Annotated in this window: 17 protein-coding genes; 9 read left to right on the forward strand and 8 right to left on the reverse strand. The window is 66.6% G+C overall.

Annotation, left to right across the window (positions count from 1 at the left end; all coding sequences use genetic code 11):
* Positions 1–27: 27 nt before the first annotated feature.
* The 6 genes from JW876_00540 to JW876_00565 form a co-directional block, all read right to left on the reverse strand.
* Complete coding sequence (locus JW876_00540) at positions 28–2076, reverse strand: hypothetical protein (GenBank protein MBN1883991.1); 2049 nt, start codon at positions 2074–2076, stop codon at positions 28–30.
* 39 nt (positions 2077–2115) lie between these two features.
* Positions 2116–3042: a flippase-like domain-containing protein gene (locus JW876_00545; GenBank protein MBN1883992.1), complete on the reverse strand. Its 927-nt coding sequence runs from the start codon at positions 3040–3042 to the stop codon at positions 2116–2118.
* Entirely contained in the window at positions 3039–4703 is a 1665-nt protein-coding gene (locus JW876_00550) for a hypothetical protein (protein MBN1883993.1), read from the reverse strand. The genes JW876_00545 and JW876_00550 overlap by 4 nt, the downstream gene beginning before the upstream one ends.
* Before the next feature lie 67 nt (positions 4704–4770).
* Positions 4771–5715 (reverse strand): glycosyltransferase family 2 protein, encoded by a 945-nt coding sequence (locus JW876_00555; GenBank protein ID MBN1883994.1) that lies wholly within the window; start codon positions 5713–5715, stop codon positions 4771–4773.
* 207 nt (positions 5716–5922) lie between these two features.
* A complete protein-coding gene (locus JW876_00560) occupies positions 5923–6555 on the reverse strand; it encodes a SagB/ThcOx family dehydrogenase (protein ID MBN1883995.1) in 633 nt (210 codons plus the stop codon).
* A gap of 26 nt (positions 6556–6581) precedes the next feature.
* Positions 6582–7034 (reverse strand): arsenate reductase ArsC, encoded by a 453-nt coding sequence (locus tag JW876_00565; GenBank protein MBN1883996.1) that lies wholly within the window; start codon positions 7032–7034, stop codon positions 6582–6584.
* A gap of 316 nt (positions 7035–7350) precedes the next feature.
* Between JW876_00565 and JW876_00570 the strand changes: the two genes are divergently transcribed.
* From JW876_00570 to JW876_00585, 4 genes are all read left to right on the forward strand, one after another.
* Positions 7351–8358 carry a hypothetical protein gene (locus tag JW876_00570; protein MBN1883997.1) on the forward strand — a complete coding sequence of 336 codons (1008 nt, stop codon included), beginning with the start codon at positions 7351–7353 and terminating at the stop codon, positions 8356–8358.
* Positions 8359–8720: 362 nt separating this feature from the next.
* Positions 8721–11177 carry an AAA family ATPase gene (locus JW876_00575; protein ID MBN1883998.1) on the forward strand — a complete coding sequence of 819 codons (2457 nt, stop codon included), beginning with the start codon at positions 8721–8723 and terminating at the stop codon, positions 11175–11177.
* A gap of 38 nt (positions 11178–11215) precedes the next feature.
* The gene (locus JW876_00580; protein MBN1883999.1) at positions 11216–12562 is read left to right on the forward strand and encodes a hypothetical protein; all 1347 of its coding nucleotides are present in this window, start codon (positions 11216–11218) and stop codon (positions 12560–12562) included.
* Positions 12559–13074, forward strand: a complete 516-nt coding sequence (locus JW876_00585; GenBank protein MBN1884000.1) for an NUDIX hydrolase — start codon at positions 12559–12561, stop codon at positions 13072–13074. Before JW876_00580 ends, JW876_00585 begins: the two co-directional genes overlap by 4 nt.
* A 189-nt stretch (positions 13075–13263) precedes the next feature.
* Here the strand turns inward: JW876_00585 and JW876_00590 are convergent, their stop codons facing one another.
* Together JW876_00590 and JW876_00595 are read right to left on the reverse strand one after the other, a co-directional pair.
* Entirely contained in the window at positions 13264–14805 is a 1542-nt protein-coding gene (locus tag JW876_00590) for a sodium-dependent transporter (GenBank protein MBN1884001.1), read from the reverse strand.
* The gene (locus JW876_00595) at positions 14802–16889 is read right to left on the reverse strand and encodes a HEAT repeat domain-containing protein (GenBank protein MBN1884002.1); all 2088 of its coding nucleotides are present in this window, start codon (positions 16887–16889) and stop codon (positions 14802–14804) included. Before JW876_00595 ends, JW876_00590 begins: the two co-directional genes overlap by 4 nt.
* Before the next feature lie 227 nt (positions 16890–17116).
* On the opposite strand from JW876_00595, the gene JW876_00600 reads away from it, so the two are divergent.
* The 5 genes from JW876_00600 (at position 17117) to JW876_00620 (ending at position 23750) form a co-directional block, all read left to right on the forward strand.
* Positions 17117–19099, forward strand: coding sequence for a T9SS type A sorting domain-containing protein (locus tag JW876_00600; GenBank protein MBN1884003.1), 1983 nt, complete (start codon positions 17117–17119; stop codon positions 19097–19099).
* Positions 19100–19293: 194 nt separating this feature from the next.
* Positions 19294–20925 (forward strand): C69 family dipeptidase, encoded by a 1632-nt coding sequence (locus JW876_00605; protein MBN1884004.1) that lies wholly within the window; start codon positions 19294–19296, stop codon positions 20923–20925.
* Positions 20926–21005: 80 nt separating this feature from the next.
* On the forward strand, positions 21006–21728 hold the full coding sequence (truA, locus tag JW876_00610; protein MBN1884005.1) for a tRNA pseudouridine(38-40) synthase TruA: 723 nt from the start codon (positions 21006–21008) through the stop codon (positions 21726–21728).
* A 143-nt stretch (positions 21729–21871) separates the two neighbouring features.
* Positions 21872–22516, forward strand: a complete 645-nt coding sequence (fsa, locus tag JW876_00615) for a fructose-6-phosphate aldolase (protein ID MBN1884006.1) — start codon at positions 21872–21874, stop codon at positions 22514–22516.
* A 55-nt stretch (positions 22517–22571) separates the two neighbouring features.
* On the forward strand, positions 22572–23750 hold the full coding sequence (locus JW876_00620) for a trypsin-like peptidase domain-containing protein (GenBank protein MBN1884007.1): 1179 nt from the start codon (positions 22572–22574) through the stop codon (positions 23748–23750).
* The last annotated feature ends 9 nt before the right edge of the window (positions 23751–23759 follow it).

Consider the following 23759-nt stretch of genomic DNA (forward strand, 5'->3'; position numbering starts at 1 on the left):
CCGTTTCTGCTGCGGGGCCGCCGCCGGCTACGATGTCGCCGTCTTGGTCACCCGGTACACCGTCGATTCGCCGTCCTCGTAGACGCGCTCGAAGATGCCCTCCTGCCGTTCCATCTTGTCCAGGATCGGCGACTCGTCCTCGAAATCCTCTTTCCGCACGAGGATGTAGAGCGGTTGTTCGACCGCCAGCAGGCGCTCGCGCGTCGCGGCCCCGAGATCGTCCGGCGAGTAGATATCCGCCAGCACGAGATCCCTCATCTCGCGCTCCCGCGGATCCTGGCGCCAGGCGAGCGGGAAATCCGAGACGTACTGGTAGGTCCGTCTCTGCCCGAATACGAGCATGTAGGTCCGGTTCCCGTTGTCGACGATGAAGGCGTCGACGGGGGTCTGCTCCCGCACCCACCGGTAGACGGCCTTGTTTTTCTCCGCCATCAGATGGTTCTCGTGCTCGAAGTCGGCATTGGCCGGATCGGTCGCCCAGCCGTAGATCAGCACGGCGGGCGTCGGCAGGTAGACGATCGCCATCAGGAAGACGAGCAGCAGCTTTTTCGGAAGACTCGTCCAGAACCGCTTCATCACCGCGGGGATCGTCCAGCTGCCCATGATCGCCACGAGCACGAACGCGTAGAAGTAGAACTTCCGCATCATGTGATAGGTGCCCGGGCCGAAGAGCGTGTAGAGGAGCAGGAAGGCGGTCATCGCGAGGAAGAAGAGGTTCTTCGGCGAGCGTTTCCTCGCGAGGGACGCGACGGAGGGGATCGCCAGCGGGATGAAGACGAGGCAGCTCATGCCGATGGCGGCCGCCCGGCGGACGGGGCTGCCCATCATCGCGAGGATGCCGCCGCCCTGCTGCATGCTCTGCACCTCGGACCGCTGCCCGATGATGGGGTAGAGGTAGGGCAGGGAGACGATCGTCGCGAGGAAGAAGACGGCGTAGAGCGCCAGAACCGGCCTGAACGATCCGAAATCGGGCGATCGTCGCTTCATGAGCCAGACCACGAACACGGCGGGGGCCGAGATCACCATGAAGGCGATGCCGGAGATCGCATGGAAGAGCAGCGCGCCGGTCAGTGAGACGAAAGACAGCGCCAGCCACGACCCGCGCCGGTCCTCGACATATCGCAGCACGAAGTACACGAGGAGCATGAAGAGCACGCTCGCGATCACCATGGGGTTGGAGTGCATGTATTTCGCCACGATCCAGGCGACGCCGCCCGCGTTGTTGATGAAGCTCGTCGTGCCGATGACCCCCTTCTGTATCTGCGCCAGGCTGCCGGAGATCTCGCCCCAGCCCCTGTTGTCGCCGATGAGGCACCGCGGGAGCCACAGCAGGTAGCCGAAGGAGCTGCCGCCGAGGATGGTGAAGATCACGGCGGCCATGTTCCGGCCGAGCGTGTCGACGAAGAGGCGGGAGACGAGGTAGATGGCGAGCCCCATGAGCACGAGGAACTGCGCCGATACGAGCGACATCATCGTGAACGGATCGGCCGTGGTCGCCTTGTGCATGATGGTGACGTAGGCCTGGTAGAGCCAGTAGTACTGCGGCAGCTGCCCCTCGAAGGCCGGCTCCATCGGCGGGAGGCCCCGCGCGAGGATCTCGTAGACCATCTCCCCCTGGTGCCACGCGTCCGATCTCATGCGGTAGTAGATGCTCGAGATGTGGGGGATCGACGCGACGATCGCGAGGAGCACGAGGACGGAGACGAGGATGGTGAACGCGCGCCTGTCGCCCCCGGGTTCGACCTCCCCCATCCTCATCGCGAACAGCCAGACGGCGAAAAGGCTCGCCGCCAGAACGAGCGCGATGGAGAGGGTCCAGCCCGCGCCGGCGATCAGCAGCAGGGACACCGGCACGGCCACCACGATCGGGGAGATCGCCATGGAGACGGCGAGGGTCTCCACCGCCTCGAAACCGCGCCGCCTGATCGGCAGGTAGACCGCGAGCCCGGGGACGAGGGCGAGCAGGGCGAAGCCCGTGACGATCCTGAGTATCCCGAGCGCGGGAATTGCGCAGGAGACCGCATAGACGAGCGTCGCGATCGCTGGAAGCACGATCATCGCTTTCCTGGCTGACATGTCACCTGGTCCTTTGTTGGATGCGAGACGTCACGCCGCCTAGCGCGCCTCGTGCGGACGCCCGGCGGACTTGCGTTTGAAAAACGTCCAGATCAGCAATCCGATGATCCCGGGAATGACGATATCGATGAAGAAGAGCATGAAGCTCACCGACGCCGCCACGCCCGGCGAGATGGAGAACCTGCCGAGGATGAGTATCGCCGCGTTCTCCCGCAGGCCGATGCCGCCGATCGTGATCGGGAGCACGTTGATCAACGCGATCATCGGGTAGGCCTTCAGCACGCTCATGAAGCTGATCTCCTCGAAGCACAGGATGAAGAAATAGGCCTGCAGGCAGAACACGAAGTAGCTCGCCAGCGTGGAGACGAGCACGACCGCGTTCGCCGACGCCGTGCAGGCGGTCGATGCGTCGAGCAGGGATCCCAGCTTCTTCTTGAAGGGCAGGAATCGGATGAGCCGCGCGAAGAGCCCCGCCAGCCGGCGGGCGAAGAGGAGCATCGTGATGAGGCAGATCACCCCGGCGATGAGCAGGATGCTGACCGTGTAGTGGAGGAAGACGAAGCTGCCCAGGATCGAGAAGAGCAGGACCACCCAGATGTCGTAGAGCCGGTCCACCACGACCAGCCCCGTGGCCTTGATCCGGTCGTCGAGATCGAGGTACATGACCCGCGCGATCTCGCCCGTCCGGGCGGGCGTGACCACGCCGAGCACGAGCCCGGAGAGGTAGGAGAGGGTGGCGTCGCCGAACGTCACGCTGCCGTCGATCTGCCTGACGAGGTAGTACCACTTGTAGATCTTGGGCAGCAGGAAGAGGAGGGTGAGCGCGAGGACGACGACGAGCCGGCCGGTCTTCGCGTGCCGCAGGGACTCGTAGAACTGGCGGAAGTCGACCCGCGTGTACACGAGATAGACGAGGGCCGCGGAGATGACCAGCTTCAGCAGGAACTTCAGTACGGGCTTGTTCACTGTCCCGCTTCCTCGCCGCTCGAGTCGCGTATCATCCCGCCCGAGTCGTCGAACACCCTCGTGATCTCGATCGTTCCGCCGGCGCGTCCCCCGGCGGGCACCTCGTACTCGTATGGCTGGCCGTCCAGCTCGGCGTTCTTGAAGAACCGGCAGACCTCGCCGTAGATCGTGTCGAGCCGGAGCCCCGTCCTGATCCGCTTCAGCCCCCCGAAACGTTCGACCCTGTCGATGATCGTCATCGTCTCCGCATCGAAGACGATCTCGCGCTCGAAGCGCGACGCGCTCGATTTCGACCGGGTGATCAGTATCTTCCGGAGGAACTCCTTCACCCCGAGGCTCACCGACTCGAAATAGCCGAAGGTCATCATGAAGAGCCTGAGCGCCAGGTACTTCGGCTCTGTCATCTCGTTGTTGAACGGCTTGCCAAGCGTCCCGCGGACCCGCATGGCGTTCTCGACCGCCTCGACCTCGTTCGTCTTGTTCATGAGGCAGCTCGTCAGCATGCGGTCGCCCGCGTGCGCCAGCACGCCGGAGTCGTCGAGAGAGCGGCCCGAGCGCTTGAAATACGCGTAGAGGGCGCCCCCCTTGTTGCCGTTGGCGATCGCGTAGATGCGGTCGTCGTTCCTGACGGCGATCCGGGAGTTCTCGAAGTATTTGAAGAACGGCCTGTTGCAGGGCAGGACGCCCGTGTCGGCCGTTTCGAACCGGTTGTCGTTGTAGGCCTGGAGGTAGTCGTACCCGTTGTAGAGCAGGAACTTGTCGTCGAGCGCGAAGGGCGTGACGGCGCTTCTGCCGCGGATCGCGTCGGCGATGACCTCGGCGATCGCGTTGGCCGTCTCGCTGTGCGGGGCGAGTATCTCGAAGGCGTCGGGCATGAGGTACTCGGTGTTCCGGCTCGCGTACTCGCCGCCGTAGGTGTTGTTCGGGTGGATGAAGTGCGATATGAAATCGACGGCCCGCATGAGAACGGGCAGGACCCGCTCGTTCCCGCTCTTCCGGTAGTACTTCGCCAGGTAGTCCATCGACAGCGAGAGATAGCCGATGTCCGGCCCGCCGTACTCGTTGAACCACCCCTCGGGATCCTGCGATTTCGCGATGTGCTCGAACTTGGTCTCGGCGAGCTTCGCGTACTTCTCCTCGCCGGTCAGCGCGTACATGTTGTAGAGGAAGATCACCGCCCCCGTGTCATGGTTGATGACGAGGGGCTCGCCGTTCCTGCTGAGCCACGCGGCGGCCTTGCGGAGGGTGTCCATGTACGCCTGCCGCGCGGGAAGCTCGTCCTTGAGCAGGATCAGCGACTCGCTGACCGCGTAGCTCGTGAACGCCGTCGAGGTGTAGTTGAACTCGTTGGGGTAGAGCTCGTTGAACGCGCCGGTCCGCAGCTGGATCCTCGAGTAGAAGTCGATCCCCGCCCTGATCCACTCCAGGATCATGCGGTTCCCGAAGTAGATGTTGTCCTCGTGTTGGATGGTGTAGAGGAGCGCCAGGGTGAGCACCGCTTCCTGCCGGCGCGTCCGGGGCGTGCCGTAGTCGCCGTAGTTCCAGAACGGCCGGTCGAAGCAGCCGTAGGGCCGCATGGTGGGAACGCGGCACTGCTGCCCGAGGATGCGCGGCGCCTGGCCGAGGATCTCCTGGAGAAAGACTTCTTTTCTGCCGGTCACGTGCTGACTCCTGGTTCCGGGTGCTGTCGGGCGATTCGATGGTCCGTGTGGCGAGCGCCGACCGCCGTCAGTCGCGGGTCAGCGTCCGCTTGATCGTGTACTTCGATTCCGGATTCGACTCCCGCAGGTTCCTCAGCTGCATCTCGCCGAGCAGGCCCATCGACGTGAACTGGACACCGATCAGGATGAGCAAAATGCCCAGGAGCAGCGTCGGCAGGCTGTCGTCGATGCTGGCCTTCCGTAGAATCCACCACAGGACGGCGTAAATGTCAACAAGGACGCCGAGCACGAAGGAACTCAGCCCCACCCTGCCGAAGAAGTGCAGGGGCCGCTCCGAGTAGGTCGAGATGAAGAAGATCGTGATGAAATCGAAGAAGCTGACGAGGTACTTCTTGAAGGTGTACTTCGACTCCCCGTGCAGGCGCGGCTGGTTGGACACCTTGATCTCCGCCATGCTGAATCCGTCCTTCTGGACCAGGATGGGGATGTAGCGGTGCAGGTCGCCGTAGATGTTGAGCTTCTTGACGACGTGGTTCCTGAACGCCTTGAAGGGGCAGTTGAGGTCGTGGATCTTGAGCCGGGTGAAGAGGGAGATCATCGTGTTGAAGATGACCGAGAGGACGAAGGTCGTGCCCGAGCTCTTGCCGCTGTGCTTCCAGCCGGTGACGAAATCGTACCCCTCCTCCATCTTCTCGAGAAAGAGCGGGATCTCCTCGGGGTCGTCCTGGAGATCGGCATCCATCGTGATCACGATGTCGCCCGTCGCCAGGGCGAATCCGGCGGAATAGGCGTAGGACTTCCCGAAATTGCGCTGGAACTCGACGACCTTCACGTGCGGGTCCGCGTCGTAGAGCTTCTGCAGCTCCCGCATCGTGCCGTCCGAGCTGCCGTCGTCCACGTAGATGATCTCGTAGCTGCGCCCGGTCTTCTCGATGACGCCGACGAGCCGGGAGTAGAGGGCCGCGATGTTCTGCTGCTCGTTGAAGGCGGGGATGACGATCGAGAGATCCACTGCGGCCCCTTTTCGGGATGAGGTATCTACTTTTATCATAACGACCTAGATAAACGAGTATACGCGAACGGCCCCGGCGAGTCAAGAGGGTTACCTAGCAAGGATCGTGCAACGCCGGGGCCCGCGGATCGGCGTTTCGGTTGATGCCGCTCATTTCGTGGGCGGGGCGGGCGTTCGGCGGCATGCCGGCGGCCGCGCGGCGGGCGATCAGTCTCCCGGGTACCCGACCGTCTGGGCGAGGATCACGTGCTGCTCGGGGCCGAGCTTCATCGCGTTCGCCAACTCCTCCCGGTCGACCAGCCCCCGGACGACGGTCGCGAGCCCCGCCGAGGCGCAGTACAGGTAGACGTTCTGGCTGACGAATCCCGTGTCGGTCGCCGAGTAGAACTCCTTGTACTCCTCCGGGATCTTGCCCATCCGCGTGTAGTCGGCCACGAAGACGAGGTTCACCGGCGCGCCCCCGACGAATTCCTGGGTGCCCGTGGCGGCGCGGAGATCCTTCGCCAGCACCGGAAGGAGGGCGTGCGCCGCGTGATCGTAGAGAAACAGCCCGTCCGCCATGGCGACGTAGACGTCGATCTCCTGCCAGTTGCGGGCCGTCGGGGCGGTGCGCTTTCCCGATTCGGGCCGGTTGACGCCCGTTGCCGCCCAGAGGAGATCGGAGAGGACCTGCGCCGGAAGCTCTTTCGGGCTGAACGAACGGGAGGTGGAGCGCAGGGAAAGGGCCTGCATCAGGGGCAGTCCGCCCGTCATGTCGGGGGCCGGCAGCTCGATGCGTTCGAGCTCCTTCGCGGCGGCGGCCGAGACGACGAGCAGCAACAGTGCGGCGATCGCCGTCATGCGGGCCGGTCGCGCGTGTCCTCGGTTCATGCTGTTCCTCCGTGATCGTGTGTGTGTCCGGTATCCTCCGCCAGGAGCCGCTCGATGCGCCGCTCGATCTCGTCGCGCGCGAGGCGGAAGGCGGCGAGGCGTTCCTCGCGCGTGCCTCCGGCCGCGGCGGGGTCCTCGAGATCCCAGTGGATGCCCTCGGGCGCCCCGGGGAAGACGGGGCAGGCCTGCCGCGCCGAATCGCAGAGGGTGACGACGAGGTCGACGGGGGTCTCGAGGAAGGAAGCGGCGCTTTTCGGCACGACGCCCGAGATGTCGACGCCCCGCTCGGCCATCACCTCGACGGCGAGGGGATGGACCCGGTCCTTCGGCGCCGAGCCGGCGCTCACCGGCTCGTAGCGATCCCCGCCGAGCCGCCGCATCGTCGCCTCGGCCATCTGGCTCCGCGCCTGGTTGCCCGTGCAGAGGAAGAGGATCGTCTTCGGGGGCATCGGTGGTCCTTTCGTGCGGTGACGATTCACGATGGCACAGACGGCGTTACCATTTCTACAGGAAATTGCAGTCGAGAATGATTTGGAAATGGTTTGGAGGTGGTATATGACAAAGGCGTTCACGTGGACGAGTTAACTAATCCGTAGTTTCTTACAGCCTAATAGTGTAAACGACTGCTTGCAAATATATTTCATACGATCGGAAAGAAATTACCTGATTCATAGTGGATCTGTGGTATGTTTATCCGGCACCTGGGGGCTGCTTATCTGAATACACAGTTCTGGCTACTATGCAATCGGTGAGAAGGAGAAGACAGTGTTAGGAAACAAAAGAACCGAGTATTCAAAATACAAGGAATCGCACGATGCTTGGCAAACAAAGACTCAAATGCTGATACGATTACCTTTTCCTCTGCCGTGGATTATCATTGCAGGTATCCTATTCCTGATAGGATGGGCTCTCGTCTTCTTTTCCGGTGAAAACTCAAATACGCTTCGCCTGCTGGCTCTCGAAAGTGCACTCATCGCAGCAATTGCAAATTCAGTAGTTTTCTTTGAAATGCTGCTGGATGACATCGCTAGCAACGTTTCCACCTTGTTGAACGAGGAAGAAGACAGGGCCAAGGAATGGATATCTGATTGGTATCAAAACATATTTTGGTCGAGAAAGAATATGTTAGTTGGTCTTTTCTTGGGAAGTATATGCTTCTTTTTGCATGTATTTGTTAATATCTCTGTCTTTCATTCTATGACCGTGAAGATCTATTCATCTTTCAATATTTTTGTCATAGGCTTTCTTGGCGGTTCAATGTTTTGGACAATGCTGGGAATCGCTGGATTAACTAACTCACTTGGGAAAGATGTGAATATCAAGGCATCAATATTCGATAGTAAAACAAGTTTTCTTCGATTAGCATCCTCCATGATATGGAAAGTGTCATTAACAGCTTCGTCAGTCTACATATTGGGAATATCCATGTACTTCTTCTGCTTGCAAATCAATGAGTATATACTGGCGATTGTCATGATTTTCGGTGCAATCATTCTCCTGTACTACATTCTTCCCCAAATAAACATTCATAAAACATTGTTGGAGATTAAACATTCGAAATTGCAATCACTTGTGAAGCAAATCGACCTTGCTTTCGATAACGTTGCGGCACAGCCTACGGCCGAAAATATTAATCAGCTCCGCGATCTGTTTCACCTGCAAGACATCGTGAATGGTAAAAGATCTTGGGCTTTTGGAATCGGCGAACTCTTAAAGCTGATAGGATCAGTACTTATACCTCTGCTCCTTTTTATGTGCGATTATGGAAATTAAAAGAAAGATAAATCTAGATGGAGAAATCGAAATATATTTTGCAGGTATCGACAAAATCCTGTGGATATATGCTGAAGATATAGTCACATATTGGCGTTATTATGAGCCTTCGTAATATTGCTGTGTGTACAATTATGGTAATTTTTTGACACCCGTTTCTGCTTGGGCGATTCTTTTGATTATGATCCCCCAATAGTTAATGGTATTTTTGCATTGACAGGAATGTCCCATCCCCCTTGACCCCCCTCCCCAAAGACGGTAGGATGGATTCCGCCCGGACCGCCGGGAACTATTTGCGCATCAAACGGTTGAAAAGGCACGCGGATTCGCCGCCGCGCGCGGCGGCGCCACGGAGGGATACGATGAAAGCCACGCGGAAACACCGGGAGCTGCCCGCCTCGAAGCTGCGATGGCGCTGCCCGAAGAGCGCCTTCAGGTTCAAGACAACCGACGATATCGAGCCCTGCACCGACATCATCGGGCAGGACCGGGCGCTCGAGTCGATCAAGCTCGGCCTCGAGCTCGAGCACCGCGGCTACAACATCTTCATCACCGGCCTCGTCGGCACGGGGCGCACGACGACGATCAAGCACCTCCTCGAGCGCCTCGAGCGCAAGAACTCGGTGCCCCCGGACATCTGCTACATGCACAACTTCCGCCACCCCAACATGCCGGCGATCATCGAGCTCGCCGCGGGGGACGGGATGCGGCTCGCCGCCGACATGGACAACCTCGTGCTGAAGCTCAGGGAGCAGATCCCCGCCGTCTTCCGCACCGAGTACTACCAGGACCGGCGCAAGAAGCTCGTCGAGGCCTTCCAGGCGAAGCAGAAGAAGAAGGTCTCCTCCTTCGAGACGAAGATCGGCAAGGAGGGCTTCGCCATGGTGAGCCTCCAGGTGGGGCCGATCATCCGCCCGCAGCTCGTTCCGGTCGTCGACGGCAACGCGGTGGATTTCGGGCACGTCTCGCAGCTCGTCGAGGAGGGGAAGCTGCCCGCGGAGAAGCTCGAGAAGCTCAAGGAGGCCGCAGAGCGCCTCTCCGAGGAGATGCAGGAGGTCTACTCCACGCTGCGCGAGCTCGAGAAGACGCTCAGGCAGAAGCTCGAGAAGCTCGATCTCGATACCGTGCAGCCCGTCGTCCACGACCTGATCCGCGAGATCGACCTGCGCTACCGCAACGAGCACCTCTCAGACGTCCTCGGAGGGGCGGAGCGCCACATCATGAAGCAGCTCGATCTCTTCCGCAAATCCGACGACGACGAGAACGAGGCCCGCCAGAAGGCCGCCCTCGCCGAGCAGGGCGTGGCGGAGGATCCCTTCCGCGAGCTGCGCGTCAACGTCATCGTGGACAACACCGAGACGGGGGCGCCGCCCATCGTCATCGAGAACTTCCCCAACCTCAAGAACATCTTCGGGATCATCGAGCGCGACTTCACGCCTCACGGCTGGTCGCGCACCGACCACATGAACATCCGCGCCGGCTCCTTCCACCGCGCGAACGGCGGGTACCTCGTGCTGAACGCCCTCGATGTGTTCATCGAGCCGGGGGTGTGGCAGATCCTCAAGCGCACGCTCAAGAGCTCCGAGGCCGTCATACAGAGCTACGACACGTGGAGCATCATCTCCACCTCGGCCCTCAAGCCGCAGCCGATGAGCGTCAAGGTCAAGATCGTCCTCATCGGCGACGCGCGGCTCTACTACCTCCTCCAGGGCTACGACGAGGATTTCCGGAAGATCTTCAAGATCCGCGCCGACTTCGACCGCGAGGTGGACAACCGCTCGGGCGTCGTCCGCCAGTACGCGGGGTTCATCAAGCGGCTCTGCACCAAGGAGAACCTCCACTGCTTCGACCGGGACGGCGTCGCGGCGATCGTCGAGTACGGCGTGCGGCTCGCCGGCCGGCAGAACAAGATATCCACCCGCTTCAGCGAGGTCGCCGACCTCATCCGCGAGGCGGACTACCACGCGCGCGAGGCCGCAGCCCGGTCTATCAGGCGCGAGCACGTCCAGCGGGCGATCGAGGGGCGCGAGGCGCGCGTGAACATGTACGAGGAGAAGATCCAGGAGCGGATCGACGACGGGACGATCATGATCGACACCGCCGGCGCCGTCGTGGGGCAGGTGAACGCGCTCTCCGTCTACGATCTCGGCGACTACATGTTCGGCAAGCCGTCGCGCATCACCGCGCGGGTGGGGCTCGGCAACTCGGGGGTCATCAACATCGAGCGCGAGGCCGACCTCAGCGGGCCGACGCACAACAAGGGCGTCCTGATCCTCGGCGGCTACCTGCGCGGCGTCTACGGCGCGGAGAACCCGCTCGTGATGAGCGCGAGCCTCGCCTTCGAGCAGTCCTACGGCGGGGTCGACGGGGACAGCGCATCCTCGACGGAGCTCTACGCGCTCCTCTCGGCGCTCGCCGACCTGCCCGTGAGGCAGGATGTGGCCGTCACCGGCTCGATCAACCAGAAGGGGGAGATCCAGCCGATCGGCGGGGTGAACGAGAAGATCGAGGGGTTCTTCAAGACATGCTCCGCGCGCGGGCTCGCCGGCACCGAGGGCGTCGTCATCCCCGCGCAGAACGCCCCCGACCTGATGCTCGACGAGGCGGTCGTCGACGCGGTCCGCAAGGGGCGCTTCCACGTGTGGCCGGTGCGCTCGGTGGACGAGGGGATCGAGATCCTCACCGGCGTGCGCGCGGGCAGCCGACTCAAGAACGGGCGCTGGCAGAAGGGGACGGTGCACGATCTCGTCCAGGCCCGCCTCGACGAGATGACCACCGCCTGGAAACGCTTCGGCAGGGACAGGAAGAAGGAAGCCTGAGACGACGGTCCGGCCGAGGCGCCGGCGAGGAGGACGCGATGAGATCGACAACGAAGAAACTGGCATCCACGGCCATCTGCGCGGCTTTCGCCCTCGTCGCCGCCTGCGGCGGCGGGGAGAAGGCGGCAATCGATGAGAAGCCCCTGCCGCCCGTGCGCACGAACGTCAACCTCGTGACGAACCCCTCCTTCGAGGAGTGGGACGGCCAGGTGCCGCGCGGCTGGGAGATCGTTCATTTCGCGGGCGACGGCAAGGTGATAACCCGCTTCGGCCGCACAAACGACCCCGTGAAGACGGGCGAGTCGGCCTTCTTCCTCCGCGGGCTCTTCAACACGGACCGATTCATGGTCCTCACGCAGCGCCATCCGGTGCGGCCGGGCTATACGCTCGTCGTCTCGGCCGAGGTCGCCAGCGAGGGGATCAAGCGGAACCGCGGGCAGGAGGACAACGCCAACATCTACGTCCGGTTCTACGACCGCGACGGCGAGCGCGTCAGCGACCGCCACTACGCCGATCTCTGGACCGAGCGCCGCGCCGGCACCTCCGGGTGGCGCCGCCAGGAGCGGAAGATCTCGGTTCCCAAGAACGCGGTCGAGGCCGAGGTGGGCATCATCAACCAGATGACCGGCCACCTCTACGTCGACGACGTCAGCATGCGGCTCGAGGAGGAACTGGTATGGGTCGCGGAGGAGACGCGGTTCGTCACCTTCTACCATCTCGAGGGGCACCCCTTCCCCGGGAACGCCGTCAGCGAGGAGACCCGCATGGTCGATCACTTCCAGGACGAGTACAACCTCGAGGTGAAGAGCAAGATCAAGTACTACTGGTACCCGTCCGAGCAGCGGTTCATGGACTACTTCGGCACCACGCGCTACCGCCCGCGGCGGAATTGGGAGGAGAAGGTGCTCAACACCGCCGCGCCGGTGGAGGACCACGAGATGTTCCACATGCTCCTCGTCGACTACGGGTATCCGCCTCCCGGCCTGGCGAAGGGCTTCGTCTTCGTGATGCGCGGCGAGTGGCGCGGCTGGAACCCGCACCGCCCCGTGAAGAACTTCATCATCGACCGGCGGGTGCCGGCCCTCCACAACATCGTCCCGGCCGAGAAGTTCGTCGAAACCCAGTTCGCGATCACCGTTCCCGCGTGGGCCTCCTTCGTCAAGTACCTCATCGACGGCTACGGCAAGGACCGGTTCTTGGAGCTCTACAAGGCCGCCGACGGCATCAATACGGCCGAGGAGTTCGGCGCCGTCTTCACGAGGATCTACGGCGAGGAGTTCGACGTCGTCGACCGCGCCTGGCGGCTCGCCCTCCTCAGGATGACCTTCGATCCGGTCGCCGACAGCGTCCAGGTGGACGTGCCGTGGGAGGGTGTCGAGGAGTGACCGAGCCCTTCGAGTACTGCCCGCGCTGCCGCAGCGCGCTCCAACCCGTGGAGGAAGAGGAGGGACGCATCCGCATGCGCTGTCCCGACTGCGGGTTCGTCGACTACCACAACCCCGCCCCCGCCGCCGGCGTGCTGCTGCGCGACGGCGGGCGCGTCCTCCTCGTCCGCCGCCGGTTCGATCCGTTCCGCGGGCTCTGGACGATCCCCTCGGGCTACATCGAGTACGAGGAGGACGTCCGCGGAACGGCCGTGCGCGAGGTGCGCGAGGAGACCGGGCTCGAGATCGATCTGGGACCGGTGATCGGGGCCGTCTCCTGCCACGACGATCCCCGGGGCAACACGCTCCTCGTGCTCTTCGGCGCGGAGGTGACGGGCGGCGAGGCGGTTGCGGGGGACGACGCCGACGATATCGGCTGGTTCGCTCCCGGCGACCTGCCGCCGATCGCCTTCGCCTGCCAGCGGCGGCTGCTCTCCTCGATCCTCGGCGTGGATATCCCCCCCGTGGCGTGAGGCGCTCTCGAATCGGCGCGGCGTGGCGCGTCGGTCTCCCCGTCCCCTGTCCCCGGCGAGCGGTGCGCGCGCCGCGTCAGTCTTTCCGGCGTTTTTGCCTCTCGATCCGGCTGACCGCGACGAGGGCGGCGGCGAAGCCTCCCCAGACGAGCGCGCAGACGACGATCATGCCGGCGATCCCCGCGCCGCTCATCTTCCGTCACCTCCCCGGGGCGCGTCGCCGAAGAGGCGGCGGCGGATTGGCCGGTCGAGGAGGAGCAGGATCGCCACGAGCAGTCCCCACTGGAAGATGCACGTGCCGAGGCTGAAGGTGCGGAAGGGGTCCCACCACCGCTCGGGGTCGTAGTGGAGGATCGCCCGCGTCGACCACCAGACGATCATCGCCCCGAACTCGAGCGGCACGAGCACGGTGGCCGCCACGGTGAAGAGGCGCCCGAGGCGGAGGTCGTTGTCGGGGCAATCGACCAGTTCCCGCCGGAACCGTTCGGCGCCGTAGCGGATGACGGCGACGGCGAGGAAGAGGCCGTTGACGAGCAGGCCGATGCTCCACACCCAGTCCTGGTTCTGGAAGAAGCCGGAACTGAGCGCCGAGGGGAGCCCGAAGAAGGCGCAGGCCGCGCCGACGATGATGATGCCGCGCCGCCGGGTGAGCCCGAAATCCATCACGATCCTCGTGCCGAGCTCGATCATGGCGATCAGGGAGGAGACCGCCGCGATCGAGAGGGCGAGGAAGAAGACGAAGAGGAAGACGCGTCCTCCCGCGATGTGTTCGAAGAGGCGCGGGATCCAGACGAACGTGAGCCCGGTCGAGAGGGGGCCCGTGTCGGCGAGCACCTCGGCGGCCGGGCGCGCGGCGGCCGAGGGGTCGGCGGCCTGGAGGACGGGCAGAACGGCGAAGACGGTGGGGATGACGGCGATGGCGGCGAGAAGCGAGGCCGAGTTGTTGCCGAGCCCCGCGAGAAAGGAGTTGGCGACGATGTCCTCGTCGCGCCGCAGGTAGACGGCGTAGGTGAGGATCAGCCCCCAGCCGGCCCCCGTCGACCAGGCGCTCTGCGACATCCCCTCGAGCCAGATCCGGTGGTCGAGCAGGGCGCCCCAGCGGGGCCGGAAGAGGAACTCGAGCCCCGCGGCGGCGCCGGGCAGGGTGACGGCCCTGACGGCGGCGACGGCGAGGAGGATGAAGAGGGCGGGCAGGAGGATGCGGTTGGCCCGCTCGATCCCCGAGACGACCCCCCGGTGGATGATCCACGCGCAGAGGGTGACGGCGGCGACGTGGGCGACGACCGGCTGCCACCCGCTCCCGGTGAAACGGAGCCAGTAGCCGATCGTCTCGGCCCGCCAGAGGCCGCCGCCCGGCGCGCCGCCCCCCGGCGCGAGGCAGTCGACGAGGGAGGCGAGGGCGTAGCGGAAGCACCAGCCGGTGACGACGCTGTAGTAGAAGGTGATCGCGAGGGTGCAGCAGCCGAGGAAGCCGCCCATCCACGTGATCCGCCGGTCCACCGAGCCGAAGGCGCCGATCGTGCCCATCCGTGTCTTCTTGCCGAGGCCGAACTCGATGATGAGGAGCGGGATCGACCAGAGGAAGAGGAAGAGGAACCACGGCACGAGGAAGGGGGCGCCGCCGTTCTGCGCCAGCACGCGGGGGAAGCGCCAGATGTTGCCGGTGCCCACCGCCATCCCGAGGGCGGCGAGGAGCAGCGACCATCTCGAGGTGAAGGTCTCGCGCGTCATCGCGGCTCCTCGATCACCTCCGCCTCGAACGTGTCGCCTTCCTTGATCCGGTCGACGACCTCCATCCCGCGGACGACCCGCCCGACGACCGTGTAGCGGCCGTCGAGATGCGGCTGGGGCCAGTGCGTGATGAAGAACTGCGTGCCCGGCGTGTCGGGGCCGGCGTGGGCCATCCCCACCGTGCCCCGCCCGTAGGGGTGCGCGTTGAACTGGCTGCGGAGAAAGAAGCCCGCGTCGCCCCAGCCGTCGCCGCGCGGGCAGCCTCCCTGCGCGACGAATCCCGGCACGACGCGGTGGAACGTGAGGCCGTCGTAGAAGCCCGCGGCGGCGAGCGCGCAGATGCTCCGGACGAACCCGGGGGCGTCGTCGCCGAATAGCTCGATCACGACCTCGCCCCGCTGGGTGCGCAGGCGCAGCCACCGCGGGCCGAGGGGCAGCGCGGGCTCGCGCCAGGGCGAGCGCCCGCGCTTCCACACGCCCGCCGGGCGCGCCCTGATCCGCTCGCCGAAGAGGGGCGCCGCCTTCGAGGCCGCCTCGGCGACGCGCGGGTCGGCGTGGACGGCGGCGAGACGGAGAAAGGAGGCGCCGCGCGCCCGGATGCTGTCGGGGAGCGAGCCGCGGGCGGCGATCGTCCGGATGGCCTCGATCACGGCGAGCTTGCGGTCGCCGTCGACGCGGTCGTTGTGCCGCGGGAAGATGCGGACGAGGCGCGGGATCTCGGTTGGTCCAGCGACGCGGCCGAGCGCCTCGACGGCCGTCGAGGCGACGACCCAGTCGTCGTCGTCCGCCGCCGCGAAGAGCAGGTCCACCGCGCTCGTGTCCTCCCTGAGGGGCCGGCCGAGCACCTCGCGGTCGGGCCAGCGCCCGAGCCCCGTGGCCGCGCCCTCGCGGACGAGCGGGGTGTTGCACGAGGCGAGCGAGTCGACGAGGAGGGGGAGATCGCCAGCCTGGCCGGCGCGTCCGAGCGCCGCGGCGGCCGTCATCCGGACGGCGGGGGCGTCGTCGTCGAGGAAGGGGCGGATGCGCGGGGCGGCCTTCGCGCCCCCCGTCGCCGCGACCGCCTCGATCGCCGCGCGCCTCGCCATTTCCGACGCGTCCGAGAGGAGCGGCAGGACGTGCTCGTACGCGTCGCCGCGGCCGATTTCGGCGATGGCGCGCAGGGCCGCCGCGCGCACGAGGGGGTCGGGCGCCGCGAGGAAGGGCTCGAGCCCGCGCGAGCCCTCCTTGCCCCCGATCCGTCCGAGGGCCGTCGCGGCGACGGCCGCGGTGAGGGGATCGCCGCCGGCGAGCGCCGCGAGGGCCGGGGCCGCCTCCTTCGCCTCGAGCCGGCCGAGGGCCTCGGCGGCGCGGCGGCGGACCGCGAGGTCGTCGCGGTCGAGGAGGGAGGCGATCCGGTTCGCCTCGGTTTTCGCTCCGAGACGGCCGAGGGCGTAGAGGCCCGCCGCGACGACCGCCGGCGAGGGGTCGTCGAGGGTCTTCACGATATCGCCGGCCGCGGTCGAGTCGCCGATCAAGGCGAGCGCCGTCGCCGCCTCGGCGCGGAGCGAGCCGTGGAAGTCGGTGAGGCGCGGTACGAGGAGCGGGACGGCCGCACGATCGCCGCAGCGGCCGAGGGCCCGCACGGCGGCCTGCTTGACCGCGGGCGGGCCGGCGGCGAGGAGCGCGCCCAGCGGCTCGACGGCCGCCTCCCCGCCGGTCAGGCCGAGGCCGAAGGCCGCGGCGAGGACGACGCGATCGTCCTCGTCGTCGGCGAGACTGACGAGCCAGGGAACGGTCTCCGCCGTACCGATCCTGCCGAGCGCCTCCGCGCAGCGGACGCGGACGAGCGGGTCGGGATCGCCGGCGAGGGTCTCGACGAGGCCCTCGTTCAGCGAGCGCGTCTCCTCGAGGAGGGCGGCGGCGGCGAGCTTCCGGGTGACCATCGGGTCGGCGAGGAGCGCTGCGTAGCGGCTCCCGGACGGCGCGGCGGGCGCGGCGTCCGCGAGGAGGAGCGTCGCGGCGGCGAGCGAAGCCACGGCCGCGAGGCGGACGAAGACCGCGGCGGGAGTCGCTGCCGCCGCGGAGAAGGGGCATCGTCGTGTCATGGTCGTTTCTCCCGCGTGGATTCCGGTACGACTCGTGCCATGCCCGGCCCCGGCAAGTCAAGGGGATTCACCTCGGGCGGCGGGGGCGGCATCTTGCGGACATCGGGAAGATAGGGTATCATATCGGCGCTCTATCCATTTCGGGAGATGGCACGAACGGGGTTCTGCATGCGCAACCGTTTCCGTGATCGTCCGCGGGGGCGACCGGGCGGCGCAGGGAGGGAGTCATGCCGGGGATCATCGCTGAACGCGGGCGGCGGGGCCGACGGGCCTGCCGGGTCCGGGCCGTGCCGCTCGTCGCGGCGCTTCTCGTCGTCCTGACAACCGCCGCGCGCGGCGAATGGACGGAGACGGGACTGGCCGTCTGCACGAACGAGTACAACCAGCAATACCCCTCGATCGCCTCCGACGGCGCGGGGGGGATGATCGTCGCCTGGAATGACTGGCGCGGAGCCTCGCGGGACATCTACGCCCAGCGGATCGACGCGTCGGGCACCCTGCTCTGGTCATCCGGCGGCGTGCCGGTATGCACGGTCGAGGGCAGCCAGCAGTTTCCGCTCGTCGTCGCCGACGGCACGGGGGGCGCGATCGTCGCCTGGATAGACAACCGGTCCGGCTCCGGCAACGAGAACATCGACCTCTACGTGCAGCGTATCGACGCAAACGGGAACCGCTGCTGGGGGGAGCGCGCCGTCGTGCTCTCGGGAGCGCCGAACGCCGCCATGAATCTTCTCGGGGTCGCCGACGGCGCGGGGGGCGCCATCTTCGCCTGGTCCGATTACCGCGATTACACCGCCACCCAGATAGACGTCTACGCGCAACGAGTCGATTCGGACGGCGTCTGCCGCTGGGCGCCGGACGGCATTCCCGTCTGCGCGTTCCCCGGTTACCTGGCGCCCATGGGCATCGCCCCGGACGGCGCGGGCGGAGCGACGATCTCGTGGTGCGACCAGCGGACCGGCCCCTACGGAACGTGCATCCAGCACGTCGAATGGGACGGCGCCATCCGGTTTCCCGCGAACGGCGTGAAGCTCTTCGACCTCGCCGCCGACGAGTGCGCCCGGATCGCCCCCTTCGCCGGCGACACCATCGCCGCTTTCGTCACGCACATCGAGGTCGCCGGGATGACCCTCCTCGCCCAGCTCGTCGACGGCGACGGCCTCGGTGTCTGGAGTTCGGAGGTGACGGTGGCCGAGCCCTCCGACGTGTTCGGGCCGGCCATCGTCAAGACGGGCGGCGACCTCGTCGTCGCCTGGTCCGCGACCGGGTCCGGCGGCTACGATATCTTTGCGCAGCGGCTCGGCCCCGACGGCGCGCTCCTCTGGCCGGCCGGCGGCGTCTCCGTCTGCGCCGCTCCCGGCGACCAGAAGGATTTCCTGTTCCTTTCCCCCGACGGGGAGGGAGGAGTGGTGCTCGCGTGGCGTGACAAGCGGGAGAACCACCTCGATTTCTACGCGCAGCGGATCGGTTCCGACGGCGCCCCCCGCTGGGCAACCGACGGCATCCCGGTCTCGACAACCGACTGCGAGATGGAATACCCCTGCGCGGTTTCCGACGGCGCGGGGGGGCTCTTCGCCGCGTGGCATGCCTTCGCCGGCCTCTACTCGGACGTCTTCGCCGCCAGGGTCCACGCGAACGGCGAACTCACCGCCGTGCTCCTCGCGGGATTCGACGTCTCCCGGCGCGGCGACGCCGTCCTGCTGGAATGGACCCTCGCTGTTCCCGAGCCGGCCGCGGCGTTCGCCGTCTCGCGGTCGTCCGGGACGGAATTCCGCGCCCTGCCGGCCGGCGGGCTGACGGGGGACGGCCGGCGGTTCACCTACGTCGACGACGAGGTAACGCCCGGGACGACCTGCCGGTGGCGTGTCGAGTCGATCGAGGCCGGCGAGCGGCGCGTGCTCTTCGAGACGGCCCCGCTGCCGATCCCGGCGGCGCCGCTGGCCCTGCACCAGAACCGTCCCAACCCGTTCAACCCCTCGACGACGATCGTCTTCGATCTCCCGGCCCGCGCCGAGGCGCGCCTGGCCGTCTACGACGCGGCCGGCCGTCTCGTGCGGCGGCTCGCCGCGGGGGATCTCTCCCCGGGCCGGCACGAGCTCCGCTGGGACGGCCTGGACGACGCCGGTCGCCCCGCCGCCTCGGGGGTCTACTTCTGCCGCCTGCGGGCGGGGAAGGAGACCCGCTCCATCCGCCTCGTCCTGCTGCGGTGATGGAGAAGCCGAGGCGCCTCGTCTCCTCGGCGCCTCCACGAACGCTCACGATTCATTCCTTCCGCGAGGCGCTTCCCGGCGCCAGCCCGCTCCGCACCGTTGCGCCGGCGGCCCCCGCGGTGTTATCGTAACTGGACACCGCCGGGCCGGCCGCGGCCGGCCGCGACGACACCACCGCCGAAAGGACACCGACGATGAAGCGCATCGCCATCGCGATCGCCGCCGCCCTCGTGGCGATCCCCGCGACACTCGACGCCTGCACCAACCTGATCGTGACGAGCGGGGCCTCCGCCGACGGTTCCGTGATGATCACCTACACCTGCGACGGGGAGTTCCACCCCCGGATGAGCTACACGCCCCCGGCCGACCACGCCCCCGGCGACTCCCTCGAGCTGCGCGGCTGGGGCGGCACGCTCATGGGGAAGATCGCGCAGGTGCCCCACACCTACGGCGTCGTCCAGCTGATGAACGAGCACCAGCTCGTCATCGGGGAGACGACCTTCACCGGGCGCGAGGAGCTGCGCGACCCCGACGGCATCCTCCACTACTGGTGGCTCATGCGGATCGCCCTGCAGCGGTGCCGGACGGCGCGCGAGGCGGTCGAGACGATGGGGGCCCTCGTCGAGGAGTACGGCTACGCGAGCACGGGGGAGTCGATCTCGATCGGCGATCCGAAGGAGGCGTGGCTCTTCGAGATCAGCGGCAAGGGGCCGGGGCGGCGCGGCGCCGTCTGGGTGGCCGTCCGCATCCCCGACGGGACGATCTGCGCCCACGCCAACCAGTCGGTGATCCGCGAATTCCCCCTCCACGACGGGAAGAACTGCCTCTACGCCCCCGACGTGATCGATTTCGCGATCGAGAAGGGCTACTACGATCCCGCCTCCGGGAAGCCGTTCAGCTTCAGCGACGCCTACTGCCCCGCGCCGCCGCAGAAGCGGCGCTATTGCGCGACGCGGGTGTGGAGCCTCTTCCGCCGGGCGGCCCCCTCGCGGGAATTCTCACCCGACTACCACCGCGGCGTGAAGGACGCAGAGCCCTACCCGCTGTGGATCGAGCCCGACGGGAAGCTCACCCGCGACGACGTCTTCGCCCTGATGCGCGACCACTACGAGGGCACCCCCTACGACATGTGCGAGGGGGTCGACGCCGGTCCCTTCGGCTCGCCGAACCGCTGGCGCCCGATGACCTGGGAGATCGACGGCATCGACTACACGTGGGAGCGGCCGATCTCGACGCAGCAGACCGGGTTCTCCTTCGTGTCGCAGTCGCGCTCCTGGCTCCCCGACGCCGTCGGCGGCGTCCTCTGGTACGGGGTCGACGACTCCTACTTCACCGTCTACACCCCCTTCTACGCCTGCGCCGACCGGATCCCCCCGTCGTTCGCGGAGGGCTCGATGGACGAGTTCTCGTGGGAGTCGGCGTGGTGGGTCGTCAACTTCGTCTCCAACTACGCCAACCTGCGGTGGGAGCTCATGCGGCCCGACATCCAGGCGGTGCAGGCGGAGCTCGAGGGGCGGCTGACGGCGATGCAGCCCGCCGTCGAGCAGGCGGCGCTCTCCCTCTACAATGACGACCCGGCGCTGGCGCGCGACTACCTCGGCGACTACACGGCGGCGGTGGCGGCGCGCAACCTCGAGCGGTACGTCGAGCTGGCAGGCGACCTCATCCGCACATACAACGACGGCTACGTGCAGACGGAGCCGGGGCGGCCGAAGGAGGAGGGCTACCGCGAGGCGTGGCTGCGGCAGGTGATCCGGTTCCACCCGGAGAAGTACCGCCTCGAGCGCTGGGACGCCGATTCCCTCGAGACCGACCTGCCGTACTGAGGAGACGATGCGCAGGCTCGCCGGCCGACCGGGCAGCCGCCGGCGGGCCTGATAGAACGGACGAGCGCAGGCGGAGCGACATGCGCAACTTCAAGCTGACGATCGAGTACGACGGGGCCGGTTTCGCCGGCTGGCAGGTGCAGCCCGACGAGCGGACCGTGCAGGGGGAGATCCTGCGCGCGCTCGGGCCGCTCGCCCGGGGCGCGGTCGACCTCGTCGGGGCGGGCCGGACCGACGCCGGCGTCCACGCCACCGGGCAGGTGGCGCACGCGAGGATGGAGACGCGCCACGACGCCGACACGATCCGCCGCGCCCTCGGCGGCACCCTGCCGCCGGCGATCCTCGTGAAGGCCGTCGAGGAGGTCCCCCCCGGCTTCCACGCCCGCTACGACGCGAGGGAGCGCTCCTACGAGTATCTCTTCATCACCCGCCCGACGGCCCTGTGGCGCGGCCGGACGTACAACGCGGGCGGGCCGCTCGACGTCGGCGCGATGCGCGCCGCGCTCCGGCCCCTCATCGGCGAACACGATTTCGCCTCCTTCGCCGCCGCCGGCTGCGCCGCCCGGACGACACGGTGCCGCGTGATCCGGGCAAACGTGTCGACGCCCGGGCCCCTCGTCGTCCTCGAACTCACCGCCGATCGCTTCCTCCACAACATGGTGCGGATCCTCGCCGGCACGCTCCTCGACGCGGGCAGGGGGAAGCCGGTCGACACGGCGGCGATCCTCGACGCGCGCGACCGCGAGGCGGCGGGGCCGACCCTGCCCCCGCGCGCCCTCTATCTCGTCGAGGTCCGCTACTGAGCGGCCGCCGCCGGGCGGCGGCCGCGGCCCCCCGGCGTGGCCCGCGCCGAAATCGGTTGTGGGGGTGGGGGGATGTTTGTATAATAACGGTTTTCCGGACGGAACCGGCCCGCCGAAGACACGTCACCCGCAGGGGAGGAGCCATGAAGTTCTTTATCGACACCGCCAACATCGAACAGATCCGCGACGCGGCATCGCTCGGGATCCTCGACGGCGTCACGACGAACCCCACGCTGATCTCCCGCGAGAAGGGGGATTACCGCGAGATCCTCGCCGAGATCTGCTCGATCGTCAACGGGCCGGTCAGCGCCGAGGTCGTCTCCCTCGAGGCGGAGAAGATGGTCGCGGAGGGGAAGGATCTGTGCAAGATCGCCGACAACATCATCATCAAGGTCCCCTGCATCCGCGAGGGGATCAAGGCGATCCGGATGTTCCACGAGGAGGGGATCCAGACCAACGCCACCCTCTGCTTCTCGGTGAACCAGGCGCTGCTCGTCGCGCGCGCCGGGGCGACCTTCGTCTCGCCCTTCGTCGGCCGCATCGACGACTCGGGCCACCCGGGGATGCAGCTGATCGAGGACCTCGTCACCGTCTACGGCAACTACTCCTTCGGCACGCAGATCATCGTGGCCAGCATCCGCAGCGTCCAGCACGTCTACGAGTCGGCCCTCATCGGGGCGGACATCTGCACGATCCCCCACAAGGTGATCGAGCAGCTCATCAGGCACCCGCTGACCGACCTCGGCGTGGAGAGCTTCCTCGCCGACTGGAAGAAGGTCGGCAAGTAACCGCTCGCGGCGGACGGGGCGGCCCGGGCCGTCCCGCCGGCCGCCGGAGTCAGCCATGCACCCGTACGAAACGAGATGGTCGAGGGTACTGCCCTACGCGATGGGGATCTTCTTCGGCCTGTCCGTGGCCCTGCTCGTCGTCTCGATCGTGATGTTCCGCCGGGCCGCCGAGCGGGAGCCGACCGCCTTCACCGTCGGCGACACGCTCTTCGAGCTCGCCGGCGGCGACGCGATCATCGCCGCCCGCCGCGTCGTCTCCCCGGCGGTCGTCTCGATCACCGCCTACAAGACGCGCAAGGTCTACGCCCAGCCGCGGTCGGCCACCGAGTGGCTGATGCAGTACTACGGCCGCTCGCCCCGCGTCGTCGAGCGCAAGTACCCGAGCCTCGGCTCCGGCTTCATCGTGAGGCGTGACGGGTACATCCTCACGAACGAGCACGTCGTCTCCGAGTCGGACGAGATCTACGTCATCCTCAGCGACTCTTCCGAGGTGCTGGCGACGCTCGTGGGCGCCTCGGCCGAGTTCGACCTCGCTTTGCTCAAGATCGAGGGAGGCGACCTGCCCTACGCCGTCCTCGGCGACTCGGACAAGCTGGAGATCGGCGAGCAGGTGATCGCGATCGGCTCGCCCTTCCCCTACCTCTTCTACGACACGCAACCCACCGTGACCCTCGGCGTGGTGAGCGCCATGCACCGCGACGTCGTCTCCGGCGACGACACCGAGGCCGTCTTCAAGAACATGATCCAGACCGACGCCGCGATCAACCCGGGGAACTCCGGGGGGCCGCTCGTCTCGAGCCGCGGCGCGGTCGTCGGCGTCAACACCTTCGTCTTCACCGGCGGCCAGGGGGCGATCGGGATGGGGTTTGCGATACCGATCAACACGGCGCGCATGGTGATGGACGAGCTGATACGATACGGCCGCTTCCGCTACGTCTGGACGGGGCTCTACGTGGACAGCCTCACCCCGGAGATCGCCGCGCGGGTGGGGGCGCCCTTCGAGACGGGCCTCTTCATCGCGCGCGTCGACGAGGGCGGGCCGGCGGCGCTCGCGGGGATGCAGGTGGGCGACGTCGTCGACGTCGTCAACGGCATGCGGATCCGCACGCTCGACCAGGCCAACCGGGCGATATTCGGGCTCCGCGTGGGGGACCGGCTGCCGATCGCCGTCTTCCGCGACGGCGAGCGGATCGAGCTGGATCTCGAGCTCGTCGAGAAACAGCGGGGCGCGTAGCGGACGAAC

Source organism: Candidatus Krumholzibacteriota bacterium, from assembly GCA_016931295.1.
In the GTDB taxonomy this organism is placed as follows: domain Bacteria; phylum Krumholzibacteriota; class Krumholzibacteriia; order Krumholzibacteriales; family Krumholzibacteriaceae; genus JAFGEZ01.